This is a genomic window from Paracoccus sp. R12_2, from assembly GCF_017744015.1.
Lineage (GTDB): Bacteria > Pseudomonadota > Alphaproteobacteria > Rhodobacterales > Rhodobacteraceae > Paracoccus.
The window spans coordinates 11,806-37,391 of sequence record NZ_JAGHRA010000011.1 but is presented as its reverse complement, the minus strand read 5'-3'; the positions used below and the strand labels follow the sequence as shown (position 1 = coordinate 37,391).

Below are 25,586 nucleotides of genomic sequence, written 5' to 3'. Positions count from 1 at the left end.
GCAGATGGGATGGTTCGAGTTCGCCCTGGCTTATGTCGTGTTCTTCCTGTCGCATTCCTTGCCCGTGCGACCGCCGCTGCGGGCCTGGTTTCAGGCGCGGCTTGGAGCTTCCGGTTTCACACTGGCCTATTCCGTCCTGTCCCTTGCTGTCCTGGCCTGGTTGATCGGGGCGGCAGGCCGTGCGCCGCATGTGCCCCTGTGGGGCTGGGCTCCATGGCAGGTCCATGTCCCACTGACGGTCATGGGGCCGGTCTGCCTGATCCTTGCGCTGTCCATCGGGCGGCCCAACCCATTCTCCTTCGGGGGTGCACGCAACGACCAGTTCGACCCGGCACGGCCCGGCATCGTCCGGTGGTCACGTCATCCGCTGCTTGCCGCCCTGGCGCTTTGGGCGGCGGCCCATGTCGTGCCGAACGGTGATCTGGCGCATGTGATCCTGTTCGGAACTTTCGCCGCTTTCGCAGTCCTTGGCGGCCGTCTGATCGACCGGCGCAAGCGCCGCGAGATGGGGTCAGAATGGCAGCGCCTGCGCGCGGCTGAAAAGCGCGCGCCGCTTCTGTTCTTGCGCGCGTCAAGAGGCACCCTGGCGCGGCTGGTGGCCGGCACTGTCCTTTACGCCGCGCTGATCTGGGTGCATCCCGTTCTCTTCGGCGTCAGCCCGCTGCCGTGACCGTCAGTTCTTCGATCCAGGTCTTCGCCGCGACGGCACGGGGCAGGCGAAGCGGAGCGATGGCCAGCATCGCCACCTGCATGATCGCCTCAGCCTCTATCCCGTCCGCCGTGTCATCTGTTCGTTCCTCAGCTTGAAAAGTCATCAATCAGCGGATTTGGTTTCGCAAAGCGCTCAAGGTCCGCCTGATCGCCGATGCTGATGTGGGTGCCGGTCACGGTAACGCCATAGGGCTGCAGGCCCTTGAAGGCGCGGCTGAGATTTTCGGGGGTCATGCCCAGCACGGAGGCCAGCCGCCGCTTTTCGAAATCCAGCTCGAACGCGGCCCCGCCGCCGGCGTGCCTTTGTTGCCTGAGCAGGTAGTTCGCGAGCCGCTCGAGCGAGGTTCTGAGTTTCAGATCCTTCTGCGCCTTAATGACCGAGCGATAGCACTGCGCCAGTTCCGTGACGATCGCACGAGCAAAGTTGCCGTCGGCGTCGAAGATCGCGCGCACGTCCTGACTGGGGATCAGCGCGATCCGGCTTTTCTCCAACGTGCGGGCCGACATCAGATAGGGCGCATCCTTGATGGTCGCGGCAAGAATGAAGGTCGAGATCGGGCGGACGGTCGCCATGCTGGTCTCTCGGCCATTCCAGGTCGAAAACAGATCGACCGAGCCCGAAACGACGATATGAAGAAAATCGCTCGGTTCTCCTTCAGTGATCAATTCGATCTGTGCTGGGAAATTCTGCACATAGGCGCCCCGCATCAAGGATGTGAAATTATCATCCGCCATCTGCGCAAAGAGATCGAGTTTTCGAATATCCCGGTGTTCGGAATCGGGCATGTCGTTCCCCTTGCTTTTGCGCACTTAACAAGTGTCATCAAATGAATTGATAAAAGTCAACCAAGAAGCTGACCTTCGCCGCAACAGTCTTTGATCTACCGCTGCTCGCCGGATGACATATTTACGTAAGCCATTTGTTTCGTTATATTTTCGCCATTTTGTGATCTAGATCAAGTCATCTTCGCCGTTCCGGCATCAGGTCTGGCACTGAACCCCAAGCAGGGGTGAAAGCGCTATTCTTGCCGGAGACCCAACATGCAGACCGTAGCAACAGCCTTGCGCGCCGATCAGACACGCGCCTTGAGCCTGAGCACGATCGCCTTCACCGCCTGTTTTGCGGTCTGGACGATCTTTTCCATCATCGGTGTCGCCATCAAGGCCGAGCTTGGTCTGAATGACACCCAGTTCGGCCTGCTGGTCGCCACGCCGATCCTGACAGGGTCCATCACCCGCCTGTTCCTTGGCGTCTGGACCGAGAAATACGGTGGGCGGCTGGTATTTTCCAGCCAGATGATCCTGACCGCGCTTGCGACCTGGGCGCTGACACTGGCGGACAGCTACATCATGTACCTGATCGCGGCGCTCGGCATTGGCCTCGCGGGTGGGTCGTTCATCATCGGCGTGGCCTATGTCAGCCGGTGGTATGACGCTGGCCACCAGGGTACGGCGCTCGGGATCTTCGGTGCGGGCAACGTCGGCGCGGCGGTCACCAAGTTCGTGGCCCCCTTCGTGATGGTCGCCTATGGCTGGCACGGTGTCGCCTATGTCTGGGCGGCGGGCCTCGCGATCATCGGCGTGCTGTTCTTCCTTCTGGCCAAGGACGACCCCGAACTGGTTGAACGCCGCAGGACGGGCGCCAAGGCCCCGTCGCTGGCGCAGCAGTTCGCGCCGCTGAAGAACCTGCAGGTCTGGCGGTTCTCACTCTACTATTTCTTCGTGTTCGGCGCCTTCGTAGCCCTCGCGCTGTGGATGCCGCATTACCTGATCGACGTCTATGGCATCGACGTGCGCTTCGCGGGCATGGCGGCTGCCTCGTTCAGCCTCTCGGCTTCGCTGTTCCGGGCCTATGGTGGCGTGCTGTCGGACAAGTTCGGCGCGCGTAGGGTCATGTACTGGACCTTCGGCTTTTCCCTGCTGTTCCTGTTCATGCTCAGCTACCCGCCGACGGACTACGTCATCCAGGGCAAGGACGGTGCCATCGCCTTCTCGACCCAGATGGGTCTGTGGCCCTTCATCGTGACGCTGTTCGGCTTGGGTTTCTTCATGAGCCTCGGCAAGGCGGCCGTCTTCAAGCACATTCCTGTCTACTACCCCAAACACGTGGGCGCTGTCGGCGGGCTTGTCGGCATGATCGGGGGCCTTGGCGGGTTCGTCCTGCCGATCGCCTTCGGCGCACTCCTCGATCTCACGGGAATCTATACGTCATGCTTTGCGCTGCTCTTCGGACTGGTCGCCATCGCTCTGACCTGGATGCACCTGTCGATCCGCGCGATGGAGCGTGCGGCGCATGGTGAAGCGCTCGACCAGTTGCCACAGCTACCCGAGATGCATGATATTCACCATCCCGAACGCACCGCCATGCCGCGCGTGCTGGAGGATTGGCGGCCAGAGGACCAACAATTCTGGGCGGAAAAGGGCCGCGCCGTCGCACGCCGCAATCTGTGGATCTCGATCCCGGCGCTTCTGCTGGCCTTCTCGGTCTGGATGGTGTGGTCGGTGGTCGTGGCGCGCCTGCCCGCCATCGGGTTCGACTTCACCCCGGGCCAGTTGTTCTGGCTGGCGGCCCTGCCGGGCCTGTCGGGTGCCACGCTGCGGATCTTTTACAGCTTCATGGTGCCGATCTTCGGCGGGCGGCTCTGGACGACGTTGTCGACCGCCTCGCTGCTCTTGCCCGCGATGGGCATCGGCTACGCAGTGCAGAACCCCGAGACGCCCTATCTGATCTTCCTGGTCCTGGCCCTTCTGTGCGGTTTCGGCGGCGGCAACTTCGCCTCCTCCATGGCCAATATCGGCTACTTCTTCCCGAAGGCCGAAAAGGGCAACGCGCTGGCGCTGAACGCGGGACTGGGCAACCTTGGCGTCTCGGTCATGCAGTTCCTGGTGCCCATCGTCATGACGGCGGGTGTGTTCGGAGCCATCGGCGGCGAGCCTGTGACCCTGTCCGACGGTGGGCAACTCTGGATGCAGAACGCCGGCTTCGTCTGGGTGCCCTTCATCCTTGCCGCGACCGTTGCGGCCTGGCTGGGCATGAACGACATCGCCGACGCCCGCGCCAGCTTCGCCGATCAGGCTGTCATCTTCAGCCGCAAGCAGAACTGGTTGATGTGCATCCTCTATACCGGCACCTTCGGCAGCTTCATCGGGTATTCGGCGGGCTTCCCGCTGCTGACCAAGCTGGCCTTCCCGGAGGTAAACGCCCTGAACTACGTGTTCCTTGGGCCGCTGGTCGGCGCGCTGAGCCGCGCGGCCACCGGCTGGATCTCGGACAAGTTCGGCGGCGGTCGCGTGACCTTCTGGACCTTCGCTGCGATGATCGTGGCCACCTTCGGCGTGATCACTTTCCTCGGGCTTGGATCGTTCATCGGCTTTTTCGTCTGCTTCATGGCGCTGTTCTTCCTGACCGGTGTCGGCAATGCCTCCACCTTCCAGATGATCCCGGTCATCATGGGCCGCGAAGTCCCGCGCCTGATGCCGCAGCTGGGTGTCGACGAGCGCAAGCGGCAGATCGCGATGGAATCCGGGGCCATCGTGGCCTTCACCTCGGCCATCGCAGCTTACGGCGCCTTCTTCATCCCCAAGGCCTACGGGACGTCCATCGCGATGACCGGGTCCGCCGTGGGGGCGCTGTGGGGCTTCCTGATCTTCTACGTGCTCTGCGTCGTCATCACCTGGGCGGTCTACACGCGCCCCGGCGGCCTGCTGCACGACATCGAGCATGGTCGCACACCGCAGGGCACCGCAGCCCAGCCAGCTGAATGATCCAGTTGAATTCCCGGGCGGCGTGGGTCGCCGCCCGCAGCCAGACACCCGAAAGGACAGCCCAATGAGCCATCTGCTCGACAAATTGAACTTCTTCCAGAGCAAGGAACTGGAGCAATTCTCGGACGGTTGGGGTCAGACCACCCGCGAGAACCGCGACTGGGAGGACACCTACAGAAACCGCTGGCGGCACGACAAGATCGTCCGTTCGACCCATGGGGTGAACTGCACCGGGTCCTGTTCGTGGAAGATCTATGTCAAGTCCGGCATCGTCACCTGGGAAACCCAGCAGACCGACTATCCGCGTACCCGCGCGGGCCTGCCCAACCACGAACCGCGCGGCTGCGCGCGGGGAGCGTCCTACAGCTGGTATCTCTATTCCGCGAACCGGGTGAAGAACCCGTTGATCCGGGGCGCCCTGATGCGGACCTGGCGCAAGATGCGCGAGACGATGACGCCCGTGGCCGCCTGGGCCGCGATTCAGAATGACCCGATCCTTCGCGCCAGCTACACCAAGACCCGCGGCAAGGGCGGGTTCGTGCGGGCAAGCTGGGACGAGGCGACCGAGATCGTCGCCGCCGCCAACGCCCATACGGCCAAGGTCTGGGGCCCCGACCGGGTGTTCGGCTTCTCGCCGATCCCGGCCATGTCGATGGTCAGCTACGCCGCAGGCTCGCGCTACCTGTCGCTTCTGGGCGGCACCTGCATGTCGTTCTACGACTGGTATTGCGACCTGCCGCCCGCCAGCCCGCAGACTTGGGGCGAGCAGACCGACGTGCCGGAATCGGCCGACTGGTACAACGCGGGCTTCCTGATGCTTTGGGGGTCGAACGTGCCGCAGACGCGCACGCCGGATGCCCATTTCTACACCGAGGTGCGCTATCGCGGCACCAAGTCCGCAGTGGTCAGCCCCGACTATTCCGAGGCCGCCAAGTTTGGCGATATCTGGCTGAACCCGCAGGCGGGCACCGACGCGGCGCTGGCGATGGCCATGGGCCACGTGATCCTGCGCGAGTTCCACCTGGACCGGCAGGCGGAGTATTTCGAGGACTACGCCCGGAAATACACCGACATGCCGATGCTGGTGCGGCTTGAGGACCGCGACGGACATCTGGTGCCGGGCCGCATGCTGCGCGCCGAGGATTTCGATGGAAAGCTGGACGAGGCCAACAATCCCGACTGGAAGACCGTCGCCTATGACGAGGCTTCTGGCCAGATCGTGGCGCCTAACGGGTCGATCGGTTTCCGCTGGGGCGAAGAGGGCAAGTGGAACCTTGAGCAACGCGCCAAGGGAACGGATGCCCAACTGCGCCTGAGTCAGATCATGGATGGCGACCACGACGAAATTGTGGGCGTCGATTTCCCCTATTTCGGCGGTGCCGCGACGGGCGATTTCGTCAAATGCGACCACCCCGAGGTGCTGATCCGGAACATTCCTGCCCGCCGCGTTGCCTTGGCCGACGGGTCGGAAGCGCTTGTCGCCACGGTGTTCGACCTGTTGTGCGCCAATTACGGTCTGGACCGGGGGCTTGGCGGCGACTGGGTGTCGAAGGATTTCAACGACGACAGCCCCTACACTCCGGCCTGGGCCGAGAAGATCACCGGCGTGGATCGCGAGAAGATCATCGCGGTGGCGCGGGAGTTCGCGGGCAACGCCGAAAAGACCCACGGGAAATCCATGGTCATCCTCGGGGCCGGTCTGAATCACTGGTACCACATGGACATGAACTATCGCGGCATCATCAACATGCTGGTGATGTGCGGCTGCATCGGGCAGGAGGGCGGCGGCTGGTCGCATTACGTGGGGCAGGAGAAGCTGCGCCCGCAGACCGGCTGGCAGCCCCTGGCCTTCGCGCTGGACTGGAACCGCCCGCCGCGGCACATGAATTCGACCTCGTGCTGGTATGCCCATACCGACCAGTGGCGCTACGAAACCCTGCGCGCGGGCGAGATCCTGTCGCCGACCGCGCCCGCGGGCGATTGGGATATTTCCCTGATCGACTACAACATCCGGGCCGAGCGCATGGGCTGGCTGCCCTCGGCACCGCAGTTGAAAACCAACCCGCTCGAAGTCTCCAAAGCCGCCAAGAAGGCCGGTAAGGAGATCAAGGACTACGTCGCCGAACAGCTGAAGTCTGGTGATCTGGAAATGTCGTGTCAGGATCCGGACGCCCCGGAAAACTGGCCGCGAAACCTGTTCGTCTGGCGCTCGAACCTGCTTGGGTCGTCGGGTAAGGGCCACGAATACTTCCTCAAGCACCTTCTGGGCACCGATCACGGTGTGATGGGCAAGGATCTGGGCGAGGAAGGCGGTGTCATGCCGAAAGAGGCGGTCTGGCATGAAGAAGCCCCCAAGGGGAAGCTCGACCTGCTGGTGACCATTGATTTCCGGATGTCCACCACCTGCGTCTATTCCGACATCGTGCTGCCCACGGCCAGCTGGTACGAGAAGGACGACCTGAACACCTCGGACATGCACCCCTTCATCCACCCGCTGCAGGCGGCGGTGGACCCGGCCTACGAAAGCAAGTCGGACTGGGAGATCTTCAAGTCGATCGCGCGGAAGTTCTCCGAGGTTGCGCCCGAGGTGCTGGGGGTCGAGACCGACATCGTCCAGCTTCCGCTGCTGCACGACACCCCCGCCGAGTTGGCGCAGGCCCATGTGAAGGACTGGAAGAGGGGCGAATGCGACCTGATCCCGGGCAAGACCGCGCCGAATTACATCGCGGTCGAGCGGGACTATCCCAACCTCTACATGAAGTTCACCTCGGTCGGTCCGCTGCTGGAGAAACTCGGCAACGGCGGCAAGGGGATCACCTGGGACACCAAGGTCGAGGTCGGTCATCTGCGCGACCTGAACGGTGTGGTTCAAGACGAGGGTGTTTCCAAGGGTCACGCGAAGCTGGAAACCGCCATCGACGCGGCGGAAATGATCCTGATGCTGGCGCCCGAGACCAACGGCGAGGTGGCCGTGAAGGCGTGGGAGGAACTGGAAAAACCCACCGGCCGCCACCACGCCCATCTGGCCGAGGGCGCTCATCACACCAAGATCCGCTTCCGCGATATCGCGGCGCAACCGCGCAAGATCATCTCTAGCCCCACCTGGTCGGGGATCGAGAGCGAGGAAGTCTGCTACAACGCCGGCTACACCAATGTCCACGAGTTGATCCCATGGCGCACCCTGACGGGCCGCCAGCAGCTGTATCAGGATCATCTTTGGATGCGGGCATTCGGCGAGGGCTTCGTCAGCTATCGCCCGCCGGTGGACCTGAAGACCATCACCGCGGCCGTCAACAATGACGCGGCCGAGGGTAGCCCGCACGTAGTGCTGAACTTCATCACGCCGCATCAGAAATGGGGCATCCACAGCACCTATACCGACAACCTCTTGATGCTGACGCTGAACAGGGGCGGACCGGTCGTGTGGATGTCCGAGGTGGACGCGGCAAAGGCGGGTCTTGTCGATAACGACTGGGTCGAGGCCTACAACACCAACGGCGCGCTGACCGCGCGGGTGGTGGTGTCCCAGCGGATCAAGCAGGGCACGCTGTTCATGTATCACGCGCAGGAAAAGATCGTGAACACGCCCGGTTCCGAAAAGACCGGCAATCGCGGCGGCATCCACAATTCGGTGACCCGCGCCACTCTGAAACCCACGCACATGATCGGCGGCTATGCGCAGTTGTCCTACGGCTTCAACTACTACGGCACCGTGGGCAGTAACCGCGACGAGTTCGTCATCGTGCGGAAGATGAAGAAGATCGACTGGCTGGATCAGCCCGCAACCGTCAAACTGGAGGCCGCGGAATGAGAGTTCGCGCACAAATCGGCAAGGTTCTGAACCTCGACAAATGCATCGGGTGTCACACCTGCTCGGTCACCTGCAAGAACGTGTGGACGACGCGCGAAGGTGTCGAATACGCTTGGTTCAACAACGTCGAGACCAAGCCCGGTACCGGTTATCCGACGGACTGGGAAAACCAGAAGCGCTGGAACGGTGGCTGGGCACGGTCGGCCAGCGGCAAGCTGCAACCCAAGCAGGGGTCGAAATGGCGCATTCTGGCGAACATCTTCGCCAATCCGTCGATGCCCGAGATCGACGATTACTACGAGCCGTTCGATTTCGACTATGACCACCTGAAATCGGCGCCCGACATGACCGCGTTCCCGACCGCGCGCCCCCGATCCAAGATCACCGGCGAGCGGATGGAGAAGATCGAGAAGGGTCCGAACTGGGAGGAAATCCTAGGCGGCGAATTCTCCAAGCGGTCTCAGGACTACAACTTCGACCAGGTGCAGAAGGACATCTATGGAGAGTATGAAAATACCTTCATGATGTACCTGCCGCGGCTCTGCGAGCATTGCCTCAACCCCACCTGTTCCGCCTCCTGCCCATCAGGCGCGATATACAAGCGCGAAGAAGACGGCATCGTCCTGATCGACCAGGAGAAGTGTCGCGGCTGGCGGATGTGCATCTCGGGCTGTCCCTACAAGAAGGTGTATTACAACTGGGAATCCGGCAAATCCGAGAAATGCACCTTTTGCTATCCGCGCATCGAATCCGGCCAGCCGACGGTCTGCTCGGAAACCTGCGTGGGGCGTATCCGCTATCTGGGCGTGATCCTTTATGACGCCGACAAGATCGAGGCGGCGGCCAGTGCCGAGCGCGAGACCGATCTCTACCGCGCGCAACTGGATGTCTTTCTTGATCCGAATGACCCCGAGGTGATCGCCGCCGCCCGCCGCGACGGTGTGCCCGAGGATTGGATCGAAGCAGCCAAGATTAGCCCGGTGTGGAAGATGGCAATGGACTGGAAGGTCGCGTTTCCGCTGCATCCCGAATACCGAACGCTGCCGATGGTGTGGTACATCCCGCCGCTGTCGCCGATCCAGAACGCGGCGCAAGCGGGCCAGATCGCCATGAGCGACCAGATGCCCGACGTGCGCAGCTTGCGTATCCCGGTCAAGTACCTCGCCAACATGCTGACGGCGGGCGACGAGGATCCCATCGTTCACGCCCTCGAACGCATGTCCGCGATGCGGCTCTACATGCGGGCGCTCAGTGTCGATGGCGTGCGCGACGAAGGCATCGCCGCCCGTGTCGGCATGTCGGGCCGGGTGATCGAGGACATGTACAAGATCATGGCCATCGCCGATTACGAGGACCGCTTCGCGATCCCCACGGCGCACCGCGAACAGAACGAGCATGGCGCCGACATCCGCGGCGGCTGCGGGTTCACAGACGGCAACGGTTGTTCCACCGGCGAGACGGGCAAGACCAGCCTGTTCGGCGGCAAGAAGAAGTCCTTTGCCCTTCCGTTGGAGTCGTTTTGATGGACCGTACACTCAAGGCGCTGTCGCTGACACTCAGCTATCCTAGCGCAGAACTGCAAGACGCCATGCCCGAGATCGGGGCCGTTCTGGGTGCCGATCGCCGCATCGCGCCCGACACGCGTGCGGCGTTGCAGGCGCTTGCCGATGAGTTGGGGCAGGGCGATCTGTTCGATATTCAGGAAAACTACGTCATGCTCTTCGACCGCTCGCGCACCCTGTCGCTGAACCTGTTCGAACATGTCCACGGCGAAAGCCGGGACCGGGGCGGCGCGATGGTCAGCCTGATCGAGACCTACAGGGGCGGCGGGTTCGAGCCCGCCACCTCGGAACTGCCGGACCACCTGCCGGTGCTGCTGGAATTCCTGTCGACGCGTCCTTCGCCCGAGGCGAAGGAAACCTTGGCGGACGCGGCCCATATCCTCGACGCGCTTGCCACCCGTCTGGTGCGGCGCGGCAGCGGGTATGACGCCGCGTTCGCCGCCCTTTCCCAGCTTGCCGGGGCGAACGCCGACACGGACGCGGTGGCAGGCATGCTGGCGCAGCCGGACGACGACCCCACCGACCTGGAGGCGCTGGACGCCGTCTGGGAGGAAACGGAAGTAACCTTTGGACCCGATCCGAATGCCGGATGTCCGCAGGTGCGCGACATGCTCGCCCTGATGGACAAGCCGGCCCCCACATCCCTGAACAGGAGCGCATGATATGTTCGGCGACTTCGACATCAATTTCGTCATCTTCGGCGTCATGCCGTATGTCGCGCTGACGATCTTCCTCGTGGGGTCGATCGCGCGCTACGAACGTGATCCGTTCACCTGGAAAAGCTCGTCCAGCCAGCTTCTGAGACGCAAGCAACTGATCTGGGGGTCAATCCTGTTTCACGTCGGCATCCTGACGGTGTTCTTCGGCCACCTTGTCGGGCTGTTCACCCCGGTCTGGGTTCTGGATGCCCTTGCTGTTCCTTATGGCCTCAAGCAGTGGATGGCGGTGCTGATCGGCGGGCCGGCGGGGATTGCCGCCCTGATCGGCTCGACCATGCTGATCCATCGCCGTCTGGTCGATCCGCGCATCCGCTTGACATCGACCTTTCCCGACATCCTGATCATGGTCCTGATCTGGCTGCAGCTGGCCATCGGCCTGCTGACCATCACCCAGACGCTTCAGCACATGGACGGGTCGGAAATGGTCCGCTTCATGACCTGGTCGCAGAGTGTGGTCAGCTGGAACATCAACGCCTGGGTTACCGTGGTCGACGTGCACTGGCTCTACAAGCTGCACATCTTCCTGGGTCTGATCATAACGGCGCTCTTTCCGTTCACGCGGCTGGTGCACATCTGGTCGGGCTTTGCCGCTCCGTTCCGCTACCTGCTGACGCGGCCGGGTTACCAGATCGTACGATCGCGACGGCATCGCCCGCTCGAAGAACGCCGCCGCGCCTATGACAAGGTACAAGCCAAGCGCGGTCCCACCGCCACGACGCCAGCGGAGTGAGCCAGATGAACGTGGCCCTGTTTCCCGATGTCGTCGTGAACGGCGAAACCATCCCCTCGGCGGCCATCGCCGCCGAGGCCCAGAACCACACCGGCCCCAAGGACAAGCCGGGCATCGCCTGGCGCAAGGCGGCGCAAGCGCTGGCCATCCGCGCGCTTCTGCTGCGGGAGGCAAGGCGACGTGGGCTGGTGCCTGACCCGCTCGAACTGGCGCCGAACCGCTTCGAGACCGAAGACGAAGCCCTGATCCGCGCCCTTCTGGATGAAGCGCTGGCAATGGAGCCAGTTGCCGAGGACGCGGTGCGAGCGGAATGGGAAAAGGACCCCGATCGCTACCGCTCCGCGCCGCTATGGGATGTTTCGCACATCCTGTGCGCCTGCGACCCGCGTGACGATGCCGAACGCGCCATGGCGAAGGCGCGGGCCATCGCCCTGCTGGCGCGGCTGGACGGGGATGCCAAGGGATTTGCCGCCGCTGCCCGCGAAAGCGATTGCGGATCGAAGGCGTCCGGTGGGCATCTTGGCCAGCTTGGCCCGGGCGACACCGTGCCCGAGTTTGAAGCGGCGTTGCGCAGCCTGACCGAGGGCGGCATCAGCCCCGCACCCGTTCTTACTCGGCACGGCTGGCACATCATCCGCCTGAACGCCACCGCGCCGGGTCAGACCCTGCCCTATGAGACCGTCCGCCCCAAGATCGCGCAGGCGCTGGAAAAAGCTGCCTGGGCAAGGGCATCACGGGATTTCGTCGAAACCCTGGCGCAAGGCGCACAGATCACCGGCGCAAGCCTTGCGCCGATCTGAACCACGCAGAAGGACGTGTCATGCAACCGTCAGAGCCACAGCTGCGTGGGAGCGATCGACCCGCTGAGGGCCGTTCGGCACAAGGCCATCCTTCCGCTGCCGGACCCCATGGAGACGACCGATGCTGAATGATCTTCTGGCGCGCAACGAGGCGTGGTCGCGACAACGCCACGCCCAGGAACCCGACTATTTCACCCGGCTTGCCGCCCTTCAGGCGCCCGAGTTTTTCTGGATCGGCTGCTCGGACAGTCGGGTTCCGGCCAACGTTGTCGCGGGGCTTGATCCGGGCGAAGTCTTCGTCCATCGCAACGTCGCCAATGTCGTCCATTCCACCGACCTGAACCTGCTGTCGGCGCTGGAATTCGCGGTAGACGCACTGCATGTGCGCGAGATCATCGTTTGCGGCCACTATGGCTGCGGCGGGGTCAAGGCCGCGACCGAGGATCTGCCGCACGGTCTGGCCGATCACTGGCTGGAACCGATCCGGCGCCTGGCCCGCGCCTACGCGGTCGATCTGGGGCGCGAACCCGACCTGGAAGCACAACGCGACCGGCTGGCGGAATGGAACGTGGTCGAGGGCGTGCGGCGCGTCTGTGAAACGCCGATCCTGCAACGGGCCTGGGCTCGCGGCGCCGTCGTTCGCGTGCATGGCCTGATTTATGGCCTCAAGGACGGACGCTTGCGCGATCTGGATTGCAGCATCGGGCCTGGGCACTTCCAGGGCGCCCAATCCACATTGGAGGCAGCACAATGACCATCCATCAGGCCATCGCGTCACCGGGCTGCGGCAATGATAGCCAGGACATGGACCATGCACTGATCGGAGTCATCGAGGCCCTTGCCAGGATTGCGGCGCACACTGAACCTGTCGGCCGGCCCGAGGCCGTGTCGCTAGACCGCGCCCTTGGCCGCATTCCGGCCCGGCCGGTTCGGTCCCGGTCAATGGCACCGGCTTTCGACAATACGGCGATGGATGGCTATGCGATCGCGACATCGGCCCTGACCGGCGCCGGACCCTGGGTGCTGCCGGTCGTGGCCCGCCTGCCTGCCGGGCAGGCGGTGACGACACCGGTTGCAGGCGCCGTGGCCGCCCGGATCTTCAAGGGCACCCCAACCCGCCGGCACATCGTGACCAAAATCGCAATCCGCTGCAGGCCCGGGCGCTGCAAACTCGGGCCTGCGACGATGGCGGGGTTCGATGCGCAAGGCTGCGAGATCGTCCGTTTCGAGGATGTCACCCATTCGGCCCGTGTCGGCCTGCTTTCCCTCGCGGACGGGCTGATGTTCCTGCCCTCCGATGCCGATAGCCAGCCAGCCGGTGCGCTGGTCGAATTTCAACCTTTCTGCCAATCCTGAAGGAGTCCGGATATGAAACTTGCCTACACGATGGCGCCGGGACGCGGCGATACGGATCTGGTGCTTGAACGGCTGGCAGCCGACCTCGCGGCCCGGGGCCTCAGATGTTGCGGCACCGTCCAGATCAACAGCGAGCGCGTCGATGCCGGCCCCTGCGACATGGATGTGCGGGTGTTGCCCGGTGGCGCGGTCTTGCGCATCAGCCAGGATCTTGGCCCGCAGGCGCGGGGGTGCCGCCTCGACCCGGCCGCGCTGGAAACGGCGGTCGGGTTGGTCAAGGCTGACCTCTTATCCGGGGCGCATCTTCTGATCGTCAACAAGTTCGGCAAGCACGAGGCCGAGGGGCGGGGGTTCCGCAACGTGATCGCCGAGGCGGTCGCAATGGATATTCCTGTTCTGGTTGGCCTCAATACGCTTAACCGACCGGCCTTCGAGAGTTTCACGCAAGGGTTGGCAGTGCAATTGCCGTCTGATCACGCGGCGCTGATGGCTTGGGTTGAGGATGTGACAAAGACGGCGGAGGAACTGGTCTGAGATCAGCTGGCGCGCGCGACCTCGCGCCCGTCCTCGCGCCACTCCGGAAGACCCCCTTCGAGACGCCGCGCGTTGAGCCCGTGGCGGCGCAGGGTAGCAACGGCCTGATGGGCATAGACGCAGTAGGGGCCGCGGCAATAGGCGACGATCTCGGCGTCCGGCGCGAGCGTGGGGAGGATCTGCTCCAGCTGCGCCAGGGCCGCGTTCAGCGCGCCGGGAATGTGGCCCGCGGCGTATTCGTCTGCCGGTCTCACGTCGAGCACGGTAACCGAGCCTTCCGCGAGCCGAGCGGCAAGGTCTGCGCGACTTACGGGCTCGGGGGCGTCCTCGCCGCCCGAGAGCCCCCGCAAAATGCGTTCGACCTGCGCGAGGTTCCGCTCTGCCACGATGCGCAGAAGGTCCATCAGCTGAAGCGTCTTGGCGTCGGTCAGCCGGTAGATCACCGCCTTGCCATCGCGGCGGCTGGTGACGAGGCCCGCGCGGCGCAGCTGCTGCAGATGCTGCGAGCAGTTTGCGACGGTCAGGCCAGTCTTTTCCGCCAGCGCCTCCACGCCACGCTCTCCTTGCGCGAGTTGTTCGAGGAGCGACAGTCGGGCCGGCGCTGACAGGGCGCGTGCGACGAGCGCGTATTCTTCGAGCAGAGCCAGCTTCGGGCTGATTGACACGGGACGTCTCCAGACTGTAAATCATTCAAGCGATAGTTTGAATGATAGCGATTCCATCGCGCCCCACAAGTCCGAAGTCCAGATCCCATGTCCGAGACCATCCTTGCCTCAGCACCGACCATCCGCCTTGCCGCCTTTCTGGGCGTTCTTGTGGCCATGGGGCTGTGGGAAGTGGCGGCGCCCCGGCGTCGGCGCGAGATCCCGCGCGTCATCCGCTGGACGAACAACCTCGCGCTCGTGGTGCTCGACACCGCGATCCTGCGGCTGACATTCCCGATCATCGCCGTCGGGCTCGCGGTCCTGGCAGAGGAGCGTAGCTGGGGCCTCTTCAACAACATCGACGTGCCTTTCTGGCTTGCCATCGTCGTCTCCATGCTCGCCCTCGACCTAGCGATCTACCTTCAGCACGTGATGTTCCATGCGGTGCCGGGACTCTGGCGGCTGCACCGGATGCACCACGCCGATCTCGACTTCGACGCGACCACGGGACTGCGTTTCCATCCCGTGGAGATCCTCATTTCCATGGGGACCAAGCTGGCGGTGGTCGCGGCCCTTGGCCCGCCCGCCATCGCGGTGCTGTTGTTCGAGGTAATCCTGAACGCGACCGCGCTGTTCAACCACGCCAATATCGACCTGCCGCGCCCGGTGGAGCGCGTGCTGCGCCTCATCATGGTGACGCCGGACATGCACCGCGTCCACCATTCCACCGACCCGCGCGAGACCAACTCGAACTACGGCTTCAACCTGCCATGGTGGGACCGGCTGCTCGGCACCTACATCGCGCAGCCCGCCAAGGGTCACGAGCGGATGGAGATCGGGATCGAACAGTTCCGCACGCGTCGCGACCTGTGGCTTGACCGGATGCTGGTCCAGCCTTTGCGCGGACCCGCCAGCGGCCACGCACCCGACCGACGCATCACGACGAAGAAGCCCGCCGAATGACCTCCGGCGACTTCACGCGCGGTATCCGTGAGAACCGGGTTCAGGTCGCCCATCAGCTTATCCAGGTGATGCTGGTCGGCTTCGCCATCGGCATGACGCGCACGGTGGTCCCGGCGCTGGCCGAAAGCGAGTTCGGGCTGGAACGCGGATCGTTCCTGCTACTTGCCTCCTTCGTCGTGGCTTTCGGCGCAGTCAAGGCGGTGATGAACTTCGTCGCCGGGCGATGGTCCGAGCGGATCGGCCGCAAGCGGGTGCTGTTCTGGGGCTGGGTCGTGGCGCTGCCGATCCCGGTGATGATCTGGTACGCGCCCGACTGGAACTGGATCGTGGCCGCGACCGTGCTGCTGGGGGTCAACCAGGGTCTTTGCTGGTCGATGACGCAGACGGCCAAGCTCGACATCACGAAAGCCGAGGAACGGGGCCTCACCATGGGGCTGAACGAGTTCTCGGGCTATGTCGGCGTCGCCATCGCGGGGATCCTGACCGCCTATGCCGCTGAATGGCTGGGCGCACGGACGGGCTTGCTGGTCTTTGGCATGGCCGTGGTCCTGCTGGCGCTAGTCCTGACGGTTGTCTGGGTCAAGGACACGCTTCCCTGGGCGAAGGTCGAAACTGCCGCGCACAAGGCTGCGCCGCCGAAATCCCTGCCGCGCTATCCGCAGGGCGTGTCCGAATACCCCTCGGCGTCCGAGGTCTTCGCGCTGATGAGCTGGCGCGACCGCCGCCTTTTCGCGATCTCCCAGGCGGGGCTGGTCGAGAAGTTCGTCGATGCGCTGGTCTGGGCGCTGTTTCCGGTCTTCCTTGTGACCCAAGGCGCGACCCTGACCGAGGTCGGCTGGATCATCGGCACCTATGGCTTCGTCTGGGGCGGCTCGCAGCTGTTAACAGGACGGCTGTCGGACCATGTCGGCCGGTTCTGGCCGAACGTGCTGGGCATGTGGATCTGCGGTGCGGGCGTGGCGATGGTCGTCATGGGCACGGGCGCGCTCTGGTGGTCGGTCTCGGCCGGGGTGGCGGGCTTCGGCATGGCGCTGATCTACCCGAACCTCTCGGCGGCCGTCGCGGACATCACCCCGCCGGCCTGGCGCGGCTCGGCCATCGGCATCTACCGCTTCTGGCGTGACCTCGGCTACGCCATCGGCGCGCTCGGTCTCGGGCTGGCGGCCAGCCTGACCGGCGCCGCGGAAGCGGCCTTCTGGTTCGTCGCGATCTCCATGTTCGTCTCCGGCGGCCTGCTGTTCTGGCTGTCCGAGGAGACGCACCCGCGACTCAACCCCGCCAGCCCACGGGAGCTTGCAGATGCCTGACACGCTTGCCCGCCCTCTGGGCTTCCTTTCGATCTTGTTGGGCGTCGCCTCCATCGCGCTTCTTGCGATCTCTGTCTGGGGCTTCCGGGCAGGCGGCCGGCCCTGGCCGCGGGCCTATGACCTTGCCGGCTGGGGCGCGTGGGCGGCCGGTGCCGGCGTCATCGTCGCGCTGGCCGGGCTGGTGGTCTGGCTCCGCCGCAGGAAGGGCGGCTCTGGGGCGGTCCTGCTGGGGCTGATCCTGTCTCTGCCCGTCGCGGGCCTTGGCGCGGCCTTCGAGATCGCCGCACGCACCACGCTGTCGATCAACGACATCTCGACTGACACCGAAGATCCGCCCGTCTTCTGGTTCACGGCGACGCCCAGCGATTACCCGGCGCAGAACGCCGGACCGCAGCGCGCCGCTTATCCGGACGTGCGCCTGCTGGACCTGCCGGTCTCCGCAGTCGAGGCTTTCGCCGCGGCGCTCGGCCTCGTGGAAGAGCGCGGCTGGGAGGTGCTGTCGGCCGATCCCGAGGAGAGCCAGATCGAGGCGATCGCCACGAGCCGTCTGTTCGGCTTCGAGGACGAGGTGGCGATCCGCGTCACCGAAACCGACACCGGTGCCCGCATCGACATGCGCTCGCGCTCGCGCCTCGGCCAGATCGACCGTGGCGCCAATGCCCGGCGCATCGAAGCCTTCCTGTCAGATCTCGAAATGCGCGCCCGGACCTGAGGACCCAAGATGAAACACCTGATCCTTCTGAACGACCCACCCTATGGAACCGAGCGCAGCTTCAATGGCCTGCGCATGGCCCACGCGCTGGTCAAGAATGACCCCGACGCGGAGATCACCGTCTTCCTGATGGCCGACGCGGTGCTCTGGGCCAAGGCGGGGCAGAAGACGCCCGATGGCTACTACAATTTCGAGCGCATGCCCCGCCGTGTCCTGTCCGCCAAGGGGTATGTCCAGATGTGCGGCACCTGCATGGACGCGCGGCCTTGAGGAGGGCGGAGGGCGCGATCCGCTCGACCATGGACGAACTCGCGCAAGGAACGCTCGCCGCCGACAAGCTGCTTGTGTTCTGAGGCCGACCAAGAAACCAGAAATCCGAAACGGAGGAACCCCCGAATGAACCTGAAACACCTTCTCGCGGCGGCAGCTGTCGCGCTCGGGCTGCATGCAGCGCCCGCACTGGCGCAGGACGCCGCCGTTGAGGCCATGCAGGAATACATGATGTTCTCGGAGTACGAGTCCGGCATCATACTGCCTCAGCAGATCGACCGGACCGTCTTCGAGACCGCGCTCTTCGTCGACACCCGCGATGCGGGCCAGTTCGAGGAAGGAACGATTCCGGGCGCGGTCAACATCGAGTGGCGCGAAGTGCTCGACCGGATCGACGAGATCCCCGAGGACCGGATGACCATCCTGTTCTGCAACACCGGCAGCCTCTCGGCGCAGGCCGCCTTCGCGCTGCGCGTGGCGGGGCGGTCGAACGTCGTCGTCATGCAGACGGGCTTCACCGGCTGGCAGCAGGACGCGGCCTACCAGCCCTGATCCGGGGCAGGGCGACCACGAAAGGGAGGCAGGCCCATGCGCGACATCTATCTGGATTGCAACGCCAGCATTCCGGTCGCACCCGAGGTCGCCGCGATCATGCGCCGTGCCCTGGAAACGGGGCAATCCTTCCAGCAGTCACCGGGCCCGGGTGCCCGGCTGTAGGATGGCGCAGGATGCGAGGACCCAGATCGCGGACCTCCTCGGCCGCGCGCCACAGGAGATCGTGTTCACGAGCGGCGGCAGCGAGGCGAACAACCACGCGCTGAAGGGTGTGTCCTTCGCCAGCGGCAAGGAACGGCCGCATTTCATCACGTCGAGCGCCGAGCATTCGGCAATCGTGGCGCCGCTTCGTTTCGTCCAGCGCCTCGGCGCGCGGGTGACCCGGCGGCTGATGGCATGGGGATGGTCGATTCCGACGACCTGCGGCATGCGATCACGACCGACACCGTGCTTGTCACCATCATGTACGCCAACAAGGAGACAGGAAAGATCCAAGGGCCGCACGCGGCGGCACGGAGGATGGGTCTGCTACCACACGGGCATCTGGAGGTTCGATCTGGAGGGCCACGAGATCGGCGTGGTCGGCTGCGCTGTCGGCGTTTCCCTCGCCGTGCTCGTTGCCGAGGAGGTGATCGCCTCTGGATGCGGACACCTGATCAGCGTCGGCTTGTCGGGACAGATCACGCCGCAGGGCGCCCCGTCGTATTTCATTCTGATCGACCGGGCGTGGCGCGACGAGGGAACGCGCTATCAATGACTTCCGCCCTCGGACTGCTGCGCCGCGCTCAAACATCCTCTCTCCCAGCTGCAGCGTGCGTTCGAGGGCGGCCCCTGCGTGCTGATAAGGGCGACCTTGACGACCGACGCACCTTTCCGCAAGATGGAGACCGCCATCGCTGCGGCACCGGCAGGCGGCATCCTCTCGGTCGAGATGGAAGCGGCCTGGTTCTAAGCTTTCGCTCGGGCGCGGGACCGGTCCGTCATCTGCCTCGTCCACGCGACCAATCAGGTGGGCGCCACTGAGCGCGACTTCGCAAAGGGCGAGGCGAACGGGAAAACCGATGCCCTCGACGTGGTTTCGCGACCCGCCGCCAGCCCCGCTTGACGCATTCAGGCCACCAGCGTCAGGCCGATCCCGCCGAGGGCAGCGACGATCACGACACCCCAGGGCGGCACTTTCCAAGCCATCAACAGGACAAGGCAAGCGAGCGCCAGGGTGAAATCGCGCATGTCGCCGATCGCGCTGGTAAAGACCGGCGAATAGAGCGCTGCGCCGAGGATGCCGACGACGGCGGCATTCGCCCCTTGCATCAGTGACTGTGCGCGCGCAATCGACCTGAAACGGTCCCAGTAGGGCAGGACGCCGATCAAGATCAGGAACCCCGGCAGAAAGACGGCCACAAGGGCGATGAGCGCGCCGATGACGCCGTTCGGTTCGGGGCCGAGCACCGCACCGAGATAGGCGGCGAAGGTGAAGAGCGGACCCGGCACCGCCTGCGCCGCGCCATAACCGGCGAGGAAGGCGTCCGGCGTCACCCAACCGGGCTGCACCACCTCCGCCTCCAGAAGCGGCAGCACCACATGGCCGCCGCCGAAGACCAGCGCACCGGCACGGTAGAAGCTGTCGAATACCGCCAGCGTCTGCCCTTGCCCCGCCAGCAGAGGCAGAATTGCAAGGAACCCAACGAAGACGAAGAGCGCACTGGCCGCGATACCGCGTGTCACCGGCATGGTGATGTGCCCACCGATAGGCGCGCCCGTGCCTCGGCCGAGGACAAATCCAAGCGCCGCGCCAACGATGATTGCGCCGACCATGCCAATGGCCCCCGGCAGGAAGGCCAGCATCGCGACGGCGACGACAGCTATCGCCGCGCGTTCCTTGTCGGGGCAGAGGTTCTTTGCCATCCCCCAGACCGCCTGCGCGACGATGGCCACCGCGACGATCTTGAGCCCATGCAGGACACCTGTGCCCACCGGTCCCGCGATGCTGGCCGCTGTCATGGCAAAGACCAGCAGAACCAGCGCCGAGGGCAGCGTGAACGCGGTAAAGGCCGCCAGCGCCCCCAGCCAGCCCGCGCGCATCATGCCAAGGGCAAAGCCCACCTGGCTGGAGGCCGGACCAGGCAGGAACTGACAAAGCGCCACAAGGTCGGCGTAGGCATGGTCCGATAGCCATTCTCGCCGGCTGACCAATTCCTCGCGGAAATAGCCCAGATGCGCAATCGGCCCGCCAAAGGAGGTGAGGCCAAGCCTCAGGAAGGTCGCGAACACCTCGCCCGCTGTCCCGCGGGCCGATCCCTGCGCCGTCGTCTGGTCCTGATCCTGCAAATCTCTGTCCCGTTTCTAGAAATCCTACGCCTTGTCGGCGGATCTTGTGTCAATTGCGCGACGGCAGAAGGATCACCGCACTGCCGATCAGACACAGCGCAAGGCCCGCCATGTCCCATCGATCGGGCCGTTGTCCCTCCACCAGCCACATCCAGACCATCGAACTGGCGATATAGACGCCGCCATAGGCGGCATAGGCGCGACCCGCGATGGCGCTGTCGGCGCGCGTCAGGACCCAGGCGAACAGCGCGAGGCTGGCGAGCCCCGGGATCAGCCAGAGCGCCGACTTGTCCAGCCGCGCCCAGGCCCAGAAAGCGAAGCACCCTGCGATTTCCGCAAACGCCGCGATCAGATACCAGATGAAGGTCATGCATGTTTCTCCGAGCGCCGACGCGACAATTCGCGATAGAGCGCCTCGCGGGTGACGCCCAGTTCGGCGGCCACCTCCTGCAAGCGGCCCTTCTCCGGCAGGTTGTGGCCTTCGCCGAGCCAGGCATCCAGACGATCCGCGACCCGCGGCAGGGACCGGATCTCGGCCCGGAGCCGCGCCGCCTGAACCGCGCGCGCGAGGTTTCTCGCCCAGAGCTCTGCAAGGTCTGGGTCGGACCTCAGTCGCGCCACGAACACGTGGCGCGGCAGAAGCGCCGCCACGCACGACTCCGCCGCCACCGCATCGCAATGATAGGTGTCCGACCAGGCGGACGCCTCGGCGAGGGTCTGCCCGGGCCCGGCGCGCTGCAGGATCATCTTCAGCCCGTGGTCCGTATGGCGGACCAGATCGGCCCGTCCGGCCCGGAGCAGGATCATCGACACCACCGGGTCGCCGGCGCGGAACAGCAGGTCTCCAGCGGCGAATTCGCGCGCGGCCGCATCGGTAAAAAGAGGCTCGAACAGGTCGGACATGATCACGATCATATGCATCGCCGCCGCCAGATGCGAGAGAGGAAAGAAAACCACTGGAGTTTCTAGATGATCCGTCTCGCGCTCGCGTGTCTTGTTCTGGCCATGCCCCTCGGTGCGAGTGCCCAGCATCAGGGCCATTCCCCCTATGCCGGGATGGAAGCCCGCGAGATCAAGAGCCTGTCTGCCGAGGACATCGAGGATCTGCGCGCAGGTCGCGGCTGGGGCCTTGCGCTTGCGGCGGAACTCAACGGCGTGCCGGGTCCGGCGCATCTTCTGGAGCTGCGGGAGGAGATCGGCCTGTCGCCCGAGCAGGTGACCGCCATCGAGGCGATCTTTGCCGCCATGCAGGCTGAGGCGCAGGCGGCCGGAGAACGCCTCATCGCGGCCGAGGCCGCCATCGAGGCGGGGTTTCGCGCGGGCCGCCTGACGCCGGAGGCGCTACGTGACCTTATCGACACCGCTGCCACCGCGCGTGCACAACTGCGCTTCATCCATCTCTCGCGCCACCTCGAAACGCCGCCTCTGCTGACGGCCGACCAGATCGCGCGCTACAATGACCTGCGTGGCTACGGCGCGGCTGACCCCTGCGCGACCATGCCCGAAGGTCATGATCCGGCGATGTGGCGCCGCCACAACAATTGCGAATGAGGAACGCCCCATGCAGATCCTTTTGACCCGCACGCGCGCCGCACTCGGCGTTCTCGTCGCGCTGACGCTCGCCACCCCGGCGCTTGCCGAGTTGCGCAGCCTGCCCGTGGCCGATGGAGTCTGGGCCATGGTGGGCGACAAGGGCCAGCGCAGTCCGGAGAACCTTGGGAACAACGCCACCTTCGGCCTGATCGAAACCGACGCGGGCGCGGTCCTGATCGACGCGGGCGGCAGCTACCGAGGGGCCGAACAGCTGCACGCCGCGATCCGGAACCTGACCGATCGGCCCGTGACGCTGGTCATCAACACCGGCGGGCAGGATCACCGCTGGATCGGCAACGGCTACTGGACCGAGCAGGGCGCCCGGATCGTTGCTGCCGAGGCGGCCGTCGAGGATTAGAAGGCGCGCGCCTCGATGCAGATGACCATGCTCAGCCAACTGATCGGCGAGGGTTTGGCCGGCACCGAGCCAGTCTACGCGTCCGAGACATTCGCGGATCGCCTTCAGCTCATGGTCGGCGGCCGGAGCATCGAGATCGTCCAGCCCGCCCCGGCCCATACGCCGGGAGACGCCTTTGTCTGGCTGCCCGAGGAGAGGGTCGTCTTCGCCGGCGACATCGTCTTCACCGAACGGCTTCTGGGCGTGCTGGACTTCTCAAGCTCCGCAGGCTGGCTCGAGGCCTTCGACGCGATGGCCGCGCGCGCGCCCCTGCACGTCGTCCCCGGCCACGGAGATCCCACGACGCTGGAGCGCGCGCGGGCGGATACATATGACTACCTCGTCAACCTGCGCGACCGGATGCGCGCGCACATCGACACGGGCGGCGACATCATCGGCTCGGTCGAGGTAGACCAGGCCGCTTTTTCCCATCTGGAACAGTTCGACACGCTGGCCGGGCGGAACGCGCAGGCCGTGTTCCAACAGATGGAGTGGGAGTGAGGATGTGAGCGTTTGCCACGGCCTCTGCAGTGGTTCACACACATTGTCGGAGGTAGAGAAGATTTGACGTCAGGCCCATCCCCTCCCGTTCGGGCGATTTGAGCGGTCCAGCGGTGACGGTGACGCATACGCGGACCCTGCGGCCGGCGTCGTTCTTCGCGGTCGCCGTCACACGCATCAGGACCTCGCCGTTCGCAGGTCTCGGCACGGGGAGGTCGGTCCTTGTATTCAAGGCTTTCGACCCCGCCATGGCCGGTCAGCAGGACGCCTGCCATCCGCGTTGGAAGTTCTGTCATGTGCGTCTCCGGATCACCTTCGGATCCTATCCGGCCCGGCCGAGTTGTTGACCCTCGACTTTCGGTCCGGTTGCGCGGACGGTCGGGAAGGCGTGATAGGCATATACAAAAAGCCATCTATCCGCCGGATACGCCTCTGGTAGAACGCGGGGAGTGTGTTTCACCAGTAGGAGGTTCCAATGTTGGACAGTCAGCGAAAAGCCCTGCGCGCCTCGGTCTCCGGAGAGGATCTGCGCCTCATTCTTCGTGCGATCGAAGCCTATAGCCACAATGCCGACTACCGCGAGGTGATCGCCCGCCTGCAATACCAGGCCTCGGCGCTCGGCGTCTCGCCAAAGCGCGCAACCGTCGCGGCGCACTGACACCGACGTCAAGGGGGATAAGGGCACAGTCGGCCCTGAACTGCCATTCGAAGGTGGAGCGCAGCTCTACCGAACCGGAAGTTCGAGCGTCGCGCAGCATTTCCACCGGCCGGATGGTCACTGTGCGGTCGAAGCTGTCTTTCCCGGCAGCAAATCGAATGGCAGCCTTAAGATCGCCGCTAACGTTCGTCTGTTTTCCTGAACACAACCGGCTTCATGCGTCGGTCCTGACCCCGTCAAGAAGGATGTCGTTTAGGTTCTCACCGTGCAGCACGGAGATGTCTCCGGTGGATTCGAGCACGACGGCGCGAACATCGCTGATGTGCAGGACATTTGCTTCGCGAAGTTTGGCGATGACGTCACTTCGGGATGTCCGCGTGCGTTTGAGCGCGGCTTCCTGAAATTCACCCTCTCGCATGAGCAAGGTCGGCGTGTTGCCGATCAATCCCTCGAAGTCGTCCCGCCGTGCGCGGGTGCGCGAGACAGCATACTGGATCCCGAGAAGAGCCGAAATGGCGATGAGAGCTTGCGCGAATCCGCTCCAGCTCGTTGCTTGCACGCATCCCGCCAGAAGCGAACCGATGGCGATGGTGGTGACGAAATCGAATGACGTCATCTTCGAGAAAGCCCGCAAACCGATGATACGCACACAGATCACCACCCACGCCAGGCCGACGAGGGCAAGTAGCGTGCCGCGGAGAACAACGTCGAGAGCAGAAATATCCGTGAACATCAGGTCGCTTTCAGCTGCTTGGCAGGTGGGCAAAAGAGGCGTGCAATGGTGAGGACAAGTACACAAGAAACGGCTGCGAGGCTGCGTTCGTAGATGCCGTCGAGATCCGTGGGTGGAGCGAGGAACAGGGGCGCGGTGCTGCCCCAGACGATGCCGGTGCCAATCAGCAGAGTGCGGCAAAACGCGCTGACCGGTGCTGCGCCACGCGAAAAGATGAGGCAGGCTACCATCATCGCGAATCCAGGGCATAGACCAAATCGGTGTGGATCAACCGGCCTTCACTGCCATTGCCGCCGTATTCGTTGCGGGGCCGGATGGGGAAAACCACCAAGCCAGAGATAACGAGTGCGATGATCCCAAGGCTGCAATCCCACGCGCCGAGGTGGATAGGAGCAGCGAATACGGCACGAGCAATCAATGCTGCAGATAAGGCGTAACGACCTGTGTCGACGATGATCTCGTAGCGCCCGGCGCCGAGATCAGTGATGGTGCCGGCGATCCAGTCCTGATTGGGAACGAAGAATTCTGCGATCAGGTCGACAGCAGCAAGCGCTATGCAACCGAAGACCGCGATTAGAAGGAGAGTATGCATCAGGATCGCTTGCTCGGCGACTTCGGCGGACAAATGTCCAGCGGTCTTTGCGGTCGGTGGCATCTAAGCTCCTCGGGGCTGAAGATCCAACATTCCCCAAGGCTGATTGGTTCATTTACTATCGATATGCTCTGTTCGTCACGTCTTGCCACTGATCTTCTGCTAGGCCTGATATCGGTCATTTCCGCAACCTGCGACTTATTCGTCCCGCTGAAGATGGTGGCTGCTCGGCTGGCAGCGCTTTCAGGGTCATTTTCCCGCGATGCGCAGCAAAGCTGGGATAGACTGTCAGGTAAGCCGGCCATGGGTCGCTAGAAGCAACTGAACCAAACCTGCCGGTCGTCC

General features: G+C 64.3%; 30 protein-coding genes. 21 read left to right on the top strand and 9 right to left on the bottom strand.

All coding sequences use genetic code 11. From position 1 onward, the window contains the following. The first annotated feature begins 4 nt into the window (after window positions 1-4). Entirely contained in the window at window positions 5-670 is a 666-nt protein-coding gene (locus J7359_RS13475) for an NnrU family protein (protein WP_209057326.1), read from the top strand. On the opposite strand, the gene J7359_RS13470 is transcribed toward J7359_RS13475, so the two are convergent. Together J7359_RS13470 and J7359_RS13465 are read right to left on the bottom strand one after the other, a co-directional pair. Continuing rightward, entirely contained in the window at window positions 654-815 is a 162-nt protein-coding gene (locus J7359_RS13470) for a hypothetical protein (RefSeq protein ID WP_209057467.1), read from the bottom strand. The two genes, J7359_RS13475 and J7359_RS13470, sit on opposite strands and share 17 nt — an antisense overlap. Beyond that, a complete protein-coding gene (locus J7359_RS13465; RefSeq protein WP_209057325.1) occupies window positions 799-1,497 on the bottom strand; it encodes a cyclic nucleotide-binding domain-containing protein in 699 nt (232 codons plus the stop codon). The genes J7359_RS13470 and J7359_RS13465 overlap by 17 nt, the downstream gene beginning before the upstream one ends. Before the next feature lie 255 nt (window positions 1,498-1,752). Here J7359_RS13465 and J7359_RS13460 point away from each other — a divergent pair, with 255 nt between their 5' ends. The 9 genes from J7359_RS13460 to J7359_RS13420 all read left to right on the top strand — a co-directional run bounded on the left by J7359_RS13460 (window position 1,753) and on the right by J7359_RS13420 (window position 13,988). Then, the gene (locus J7359_RS13460) at window positions 1,753-4,476 is read left to right on the top strand and encodes an MFS transporter (RefSeq protein ID WP_209057324.1); all 2,724 of its coding nucleotides are present in this window, start codon (window positions 1,753-1,755) and stop codon (window positions 4,474-4,476) included. Window positions 4,477-4,540: 64 nt separating this feature from the next. After that, the gene (locus J7359_RS13455; RefSeq protein WP_209057323.1) at window positions 4,541-8,287 is read left to right on the top strand and encodes a nitrate reductase subunit alpha; all 3,747 of its coding nucleotides are present in this window, start codon (window positions 4,541-4,543) and stop codon (window positions 8,285-8,287) included. Continuing rightward, complete coding sequence (gene narH, locus J7359_RS13450) at window positions 8,284-9,810, top strand: nitrate reductase subunit beta (RefSeq protein ID WP_209057322.1); 1,527 nt, start codon at window positions 8,284-8,286, stop codon at window positions 9,808-9,810. Before J7359_RS13455 ends, narH begins: the two co-directional genes overlap by 4 nt. Beyond that, window positions 9,810-10,511: a nitrate reductase molybdenum cofactor assembly chaperone gene (gene narJ, locus J7359_RS13445; RefSeq protein ID WP_209057321.1), complete on the top strand. Its 702-nt coding sequence runs from the start codon at window positions 9,810-9,812 to the stop codon at window positions 10,509-10,511. The genes narH and narJ overlap by 1 nt, the downstream gene beginning before the upstream one ends. Before the next feature lies 1 nt (window position 10,512). Further along, a complete protein-coding gene (gene narI / locus J7359_RS13440; protein WP_209057319.1) occupies window positions 10,513-11,298 on the top strand; it encodes a respiratory nitrate reductase subunit gamma in 786 nt (261 codons plus the stop codon). 5 nt (window positions 11,299-11,303) lie between these two features. Next, entirely contained in the window at window positions 11,304-12,098 is a 795-nt protein-coding gene (locus J7359_RS13435; protein WP_209057317.1) for a peptidylprolyl isomerase, read from the top strand. A gap of 121 nt (window positions 12,099-12,219) precedes the next feature. Further along, window positions 12,220-12,852: a carbonic anhydrase gene (locus tag J7359_RS13430; RefSeq protein WP_209057315.1), complete on the top strand. Its 633-nt coding sequence runs from the start codon at window positions 12,220-12,222 to the stop codon at window positions 12,850-12,852. Then, on the top strand, window positions 12,849-13,454 hold the full coding sequence (locus J7359_RS13425) for a hypothetical protein (protein ID WP_209057313.1): 606 nt from the start codon (window positions 12,849-12,851) through the stop codon (window positions 13,452-13,454). Before J7359_RS13430 ends, J7359_RS13425 begins: the two co-directional genes overlap by 4 nt. Window positions 13,455-13,466: 12 nt before the next feature. Further along, window positions 13,467-13,988 (top strand): DUF2478 domain-containing protein, encoded by a 522-nt coding sequence (locus tag J7359_RS13420; RefSeq protein ID WP_209057311.1) that lies wholly within the window; start codon window positions 13,467-13,469, stop codon window positions 13,986-13,988. A 2-nt stretch (window positions 13,989-13,990) separates the two neighbouring features. Here J7359_RS13420 and J7359_RS13415 read toward each other — a convergent pair whose 3' ends face one another. Continuing rightward, the gene (locus tag J7359_RS13415) at window positions 13,991-14,653 is read right to left on the bottom strand and encodes a metalloregulator ArsR/SmtB family transcription factor (RefSeq protein ID WP_209057309.1); all 663 of its coding nucleotides are present in this window, start codon (window positions 14,651-14,653) and stop codon (window positions 13,991-13,993) included. A gap of 87 nt (window positions 14,654-14,740) precedes the next feature. On the opposite strand from J7359_RS13415, the gene J7359_RS13410 reads away from it, so the two are divergent. From J7359_RS13410 to J7359_RS13385, 7 genes are all read left to right on the top strand, one after another. After that, window positions 14,741-15,595, top strand: coding sequence for a sterol desaturase family protein (locus J7359_RS13410; protein ID WP_209057307.1), 855 nt, complete (start codon window positions 14,741-14,743; stop codon window positions 15,593-15,595). Next, on the top strand, window positions 15,592-16,902 hold the full coding sequence (locus tag J7359_RS13405; protein WP_209057305.1) for an MFS transporter: 1,311 nt from the start codon (window positions 15,592-15,594) through the stop codon (window positions 16,900-16,902). Before J7359_RS13410 ends, J7359_RS13405 begins: the two co-directional genes overlap by 4 nt. Further along, window positions 16,895-17,614 carry a DUF1499 domain-containing protein gene (locus tag J7359_RS13400; RefSeq protein WP_209057303.1) on the top strand — a complete coding sequence of 240 codons (720 nt, stop codon included), beginning with the start codon at window positions 16,895-16,897 and terminating at the stop codon, window positions 17,612-17,614. The genes J7359_RS13405 and J7359_RS13400 overlap by 8 nt, the downstream gene beginning before the upstream one ends. A 9-nt stretch (window positions 17,615-17,623) precedes the next feature. Continuing rightward, window positions 17,624-17,884, top strand: coding sequence for a DsrE family protein (locus tag J7359_RS13395; protein WP_209057301.1), 261 nt, complete (start codon window positions 17,624-17,626; stop codon window positions 17,882-17,884). A gap of 126 nt (window positions 17,885-18,010) precedes the next feature. Continuing rightward, on the top strand, window positions 18,011-18,436 hold the full coding sequence (locus tag J7359_RS13390) for a rhodanese-like domain-containing protein (protein WP_209057300.1): 426 nt from the start codon (window positions 18,011-18,013) through the stop codon (window positions 18,434-18,436). A 36-nt stretch (window positions 18,437-18,472) separates the two neighbouring features. Further along, entirely contained in the window at window positions 18,473-18,601 is a 129-nt protein-coding gene (locus J7359_RS20170) for a hypothetical protein (protein WP_280637514.1), read from the top strand. Window position 18,602: 1 nt separating this feature from the next. After that, entirely contained in the window at window positions 18,603-19,196 is a 594-nt protein-coding gene (locus J7359_RS13385) for an aminotransferase class V-fold PLP-dependent enzyme (protein ID WP_247740385.1), read from the top strand. Between the two features lie 353 nt (window positions 19,197-19,549). Here J7359_RS13385 and chrA read toward each other — a convergent pair whose 3' ends face one another. The 3 genes from chrA to J7359_RS13370 all read right to left on the bottom strand — a co-directional run bounded on the left by chrA (window position 19,550) and on the right by J7359_RS13370 (window position 21,808). Continuing rightward, entirely contained in the window at window positions 19,550-20,710 is a 1,161-nt protein-coding gene (gene chrA, locus J7359_RS13380) for a chromate efflux transporter (protein WP_348524391.1), read from the bottom strand. A 106-nt stretch (window positions 20,711-20,816) separates the two neighbouring features. Further along, the gene (locus J7359_RS13375) at window positions 20,817-21,137 is read right to left on the bottom strand and encodes a YnfA family protein (protein ID WP_209057297.1); all 321 of its coding nucleotides are present in this window, start codon (window positions 21,135-21,137) and stop codon (window positions 20,817-20,819) included. After that, on the bottom strand, window positions 21,134-21,808 hold the full coding sequence (locus J7359_RS13370) for a Crp/Fnr family transcriptional regulator (protein WP_209057296.1): 675 nt from the start codon (window positions 21,806-21,808) through the stop codon (window positions 21,134-21,136). The genes J7359_RS13375 and J7359_RS13370 overlap by 4 nt, the downstream gene beginning before the upstream one ends. A 15-nt stretch (window positions 21,809-21,823) precedes the next feature. Between J7359_RS13370 and J7359_RS13365 the strand changes: the two genes are divergently transcribed. From J7359_RS13365 to J7359_RS13350, 4 genes are all read left to right on the top strand, one after another. Further along, a complete protein-coding gene (locus tag J7359_RS13365) occupies window positions 21,824-22,318 on the top strand; it encodes a hypothetical protein (RefSeq protein WP_209057294.1) in 495 nt (164 codons plus the stop codon). Window positions 22,319-22,328: 10 nt separating this feature from the next. Further along, window positions 22,329-22,718 carry an MBL fold metallo-hydrolase gene (locus J7359_RS13360; protein WP_209057292.1) on the top strand — a complete coding sequence of 130 codons (390 nt, stop codon included), beginning with the start codon at window positions 22,329-22,331 and terminating at the stop codon, window positions 22,716-22,718. A 15-nt stretch (window positions 22,719-22,733) separates the two neighbouring features. Further along, on the top strand, window positions 22,734-23,258 hold the full coding sequence (locus tag J7359_RS13355) for an MBL fold metallo-hydrolase (RefSeq protein WP_209057290.1): 525 nt from the start codon (window positions 22,734-22,736) through the stop codon (window positions 23,256-23,258). A gap of 475 nt (window positions 23,259-23,733) precedes the next feature. Next, window positions 23,734-23,916, top strand: a complete 183-nt coding sequence (locus tag J7359_RS13350; protein WP_209057287.1) for a hypothetical protein — start codon at window positions 23,734-23,736, stop codon at window positions 23,914-23,916. Between the two features lie 214 nt (window positions 23,917-24,130). Here the strand turns inward: J7359_RS13350 and J7359_RS13345 are convergent, their stop codons facing one another. Genes J7359_RS13345 through J7359_RS13335 form a run of 3 tightly spaced genes read right to left on the bottom strand, consistent with a single transcriptional unit; the run spans window position 24,131 to window position 25,304 of the window. After that, on the bottom strand, window positions 24,131-24,649 hold the full coding sequence (locus tag J7359_RS13345; protein ID WP_209057285.1) for a YetF domain-containing protein: 519 nt from the start codon (window positions 24,647-24,649) through the stop codon (window positions 24,131-24,133). After that, complete coding sequence (locus tag J7359_RS13340) at window positions 24,649-24,882, bottom strand: hypothetical protein (RefSeq protein WP_209057284.1); 234 nt, start codon at window positions 24,880-24,882, stop codon at window positions 24,649-24,651. The genes J7359_RS13345 and J7359_RS13340 overlap by 1 nt, the downstream gene beginning before the upstream one ends. After that, the gene (locus J7359_RS13335; protein WP_209057282.1) at window positions 24,879-25,304 is read right to left on the bottom strand and encodes a hypothetical protein; all 426 of its coding nucleotides are present in this window, start codon (window positions 25,302-25,304) and stop codon (window positions 24,879-24,881) included. The genes J7359_RS13340 and J7359_RS13335 overlap by 4 nt, the downstream gene beginning before the upstream one ends. Window positions 25,305-25,586: the final 282 nt, after the last annotated feature.

What these genes read in the sequence shown, in the direction of transcription:
- J7359_RS13420 (WP_209057311.1), top strand. Translation starts at nt 13,467, where the DNA reads ATGAAACTTGCCTACACGATGGCGCCGGGACGCGGCGATACGGATCTG.
- J7359_RS13455 (WP_209057323.1), top strand. Translation starts at nt 4,541, where the DNA reads ATGAGCCATCTGCTCGACAAATTGAACTTCTTCCAGAGCAAGGAACTG.
- narJ (WP_209057321.1), top strand. Translation starts at nt 9,810, where the DNA reads ATGGACCGTACACTCAAGGCGCTGTCGCTGACACTCAGCTATCCTAGC.
- J7359_RS13370 (WP_209057296.1), bottom strand. Translation starts at nt 21,808, where the DNA reads ATGGCCCTGATGCTGGGCACTCGCACCGAGGGGCATGGCCAGAACAAG.
- J7359_RS13410 (WP_209057307.1), top strand. Translation starts at nt 14,741, where the DNA reads ATGTCCGAGACCATCCTTGCCTCAGCACCGACCATCCGCCTTGCCGCC.
- J7359_RS13390 (WP_209057300.1), top strand. Translation starts at nt 18,011, where the DNA reads ATGAACCTGAAACACCTTCTCGCGGCGGCAGCTGTCGCGCTCGGGCTG.
- J7359_RS13430 (WP_209057315.1), top strand. Translation starts at nt 12,220, where the DNA reads ATGCTGAATGATCTTCTGGCGCGCAACGAGGCGTGGTCGCGACAACGC.
- J7359_RS20170 (WP_280637514.1), top strand. Translation starts at nt 18,473, where the DNA reads ATGCGCGACATCTATCTGGATTGCAACGCCAGCATTCCGGTCGCACCC.
- J7359_RS13345 (WP_209057285.1), bottom strand. Translation starts at nt 24,649, where the DNA reads ATGTTCACGGATATTTCTGCTCTCGACGTTGTTCTCCGCGGCACGCTA.
- J7359_RS13460 (WP_209057324.1), top strand. Translation starts at nt 1,753, where the DNA reads ATGCAGACCGTAGCAACAGCCTTGCGCGCCGATCAGACACGCGCCTTG.
- J7359_RS13350 (WP_209057287.1), top strand. Translation starts at nt 23,734, where the DNA reads ATGTTGGACAGTCAGCGAAAAGCCCTGCGCGCCTCGGTCTCCGGAGAG.
- J7359_RS13355 (WP_209057290.1), top strand. Translation starts at nt 22,734, where the DNA reads ATGCAGATGACCATGCTCAGCCAACTGATCGGCGAGGGTTTGGCCGGC.
- J7359_RS13405 (WP_209057305.1), top strand. Translation starts at nt 15,592, where the DNA reads ATGACCTCCGGCGACTTCACGCGCGGTATCCGTGAGAACCGGGTTCAG.
- J7359_RS13465 (WP_209057325.1), bottom strand. Translation starts at nt 1,497, where the DNA reads ATGCCCGATTCCGAACACCGGGATATTCGAAAACTCGATCTCTTTGCG.
- J7359_RS13365 (WP_209057294.1), top strand. Translation starts at nt 21,824, where the DNA reads ATGGAAGCCCGCGAGATCAAGAGCCTGTCTGCCGAGGACATCGAGGAT.
- J7359_RS13375 (WP_209057297.1), bottom strand. Translation starts at nt 21,137, where the DNA reads ATGACCTTCATCTGGTATCTGATCGCGGCGTTTGCGGAAATCGCAGGG.
- J7359_RS13395 (WP_209057301.1), top strand. Translation starts at nt 17,624, where the DNA reads ATGAAACACCTGATCCTTCTGAACGACCCACCCTATGGAACCGAGCGC.
- J7359_RS13340 (WP_209057284.1), bottom strand. Translation starts at nt 24,882, where the DNA reads ATGATGGTAGCCTGCCTCATCTTTTCGCGTGGCGCAGCACCGGTCAGC.
- J7359_RS13335 (WP_209057282.1), bottom strand. Translation starts at nt 25,304, where the DNA reads ATGCCACCGACCGCAAAGACCGCTGGACATTTGTCCGCCGAAGTCGCC.
- J7359_RS13470 (WP_209057467.1), bottom strand. Translation starts at nt 815, where the DNA reads ATGACTTTTCAAGCTGAGGAACGAACAGATGACACGGCGGACGGGATA.
- narH (WP_209057322.1), top strand. Translation starts at nt 8,284, where the DNA reads ATGAGAGTTCGCGCACAAATCGGCAAGGTTCTGAACCTCGACAAATGC.
- J7359_RS13385 (WP_247740385.1), top strand. Translation starts at nt 18,603, where the DNA reads ATGGCGCAGGATGCGAGGACCCAGATCGCGGACCTCCTCGGCCGCGCG.
- J7359_RS13435 (WP_209057317.1), top strand. Translation starts at nt 11,304, where the DNA reads ATGAACGTGGCCCTGTTTCCCGATGTCGTCGTGAACGGCGAAACCATC.
- narI (WP_209057319.1), top strand. Translation starts at nt 10,513, where the DNA reads ATGTTCGGCGACTTCGACATCAATTTCGTCATCTTCGGCGTCATGCCG.
- J7359_RS13360 (WP_209057292.1), top strand. Translation starts at nt 22,329, where the DNA reads ATGCAGATCCTTTTGACCCGCACGCGCGCCGCACTCGGCGTTCTCGTC.
- J7359_RS13400 (WP_209057303.1), top strand. Translation starts at nt 16,895, where the DNA reads ATGCCTGACACGCTTGCCCGCCCTCTGGGCTTCCTTTCGATCTTGTTG.
- J7359_RS13425 (WP_209057313.1), top strand. Translation starts at nt 12,849, where the DNA reads ATGACCATCCATCAGGCCATCGCGTCACCGGGCTGCGGCAATGATAGC.
- J7359_RS13475 (WP_209057326.1), top strand. Translation starts at nt 5, where the DNA reads ATGGGATGGTTCGAGTTCGCCCTGGCTTATGTCGTGTTCTTCCTGTCG.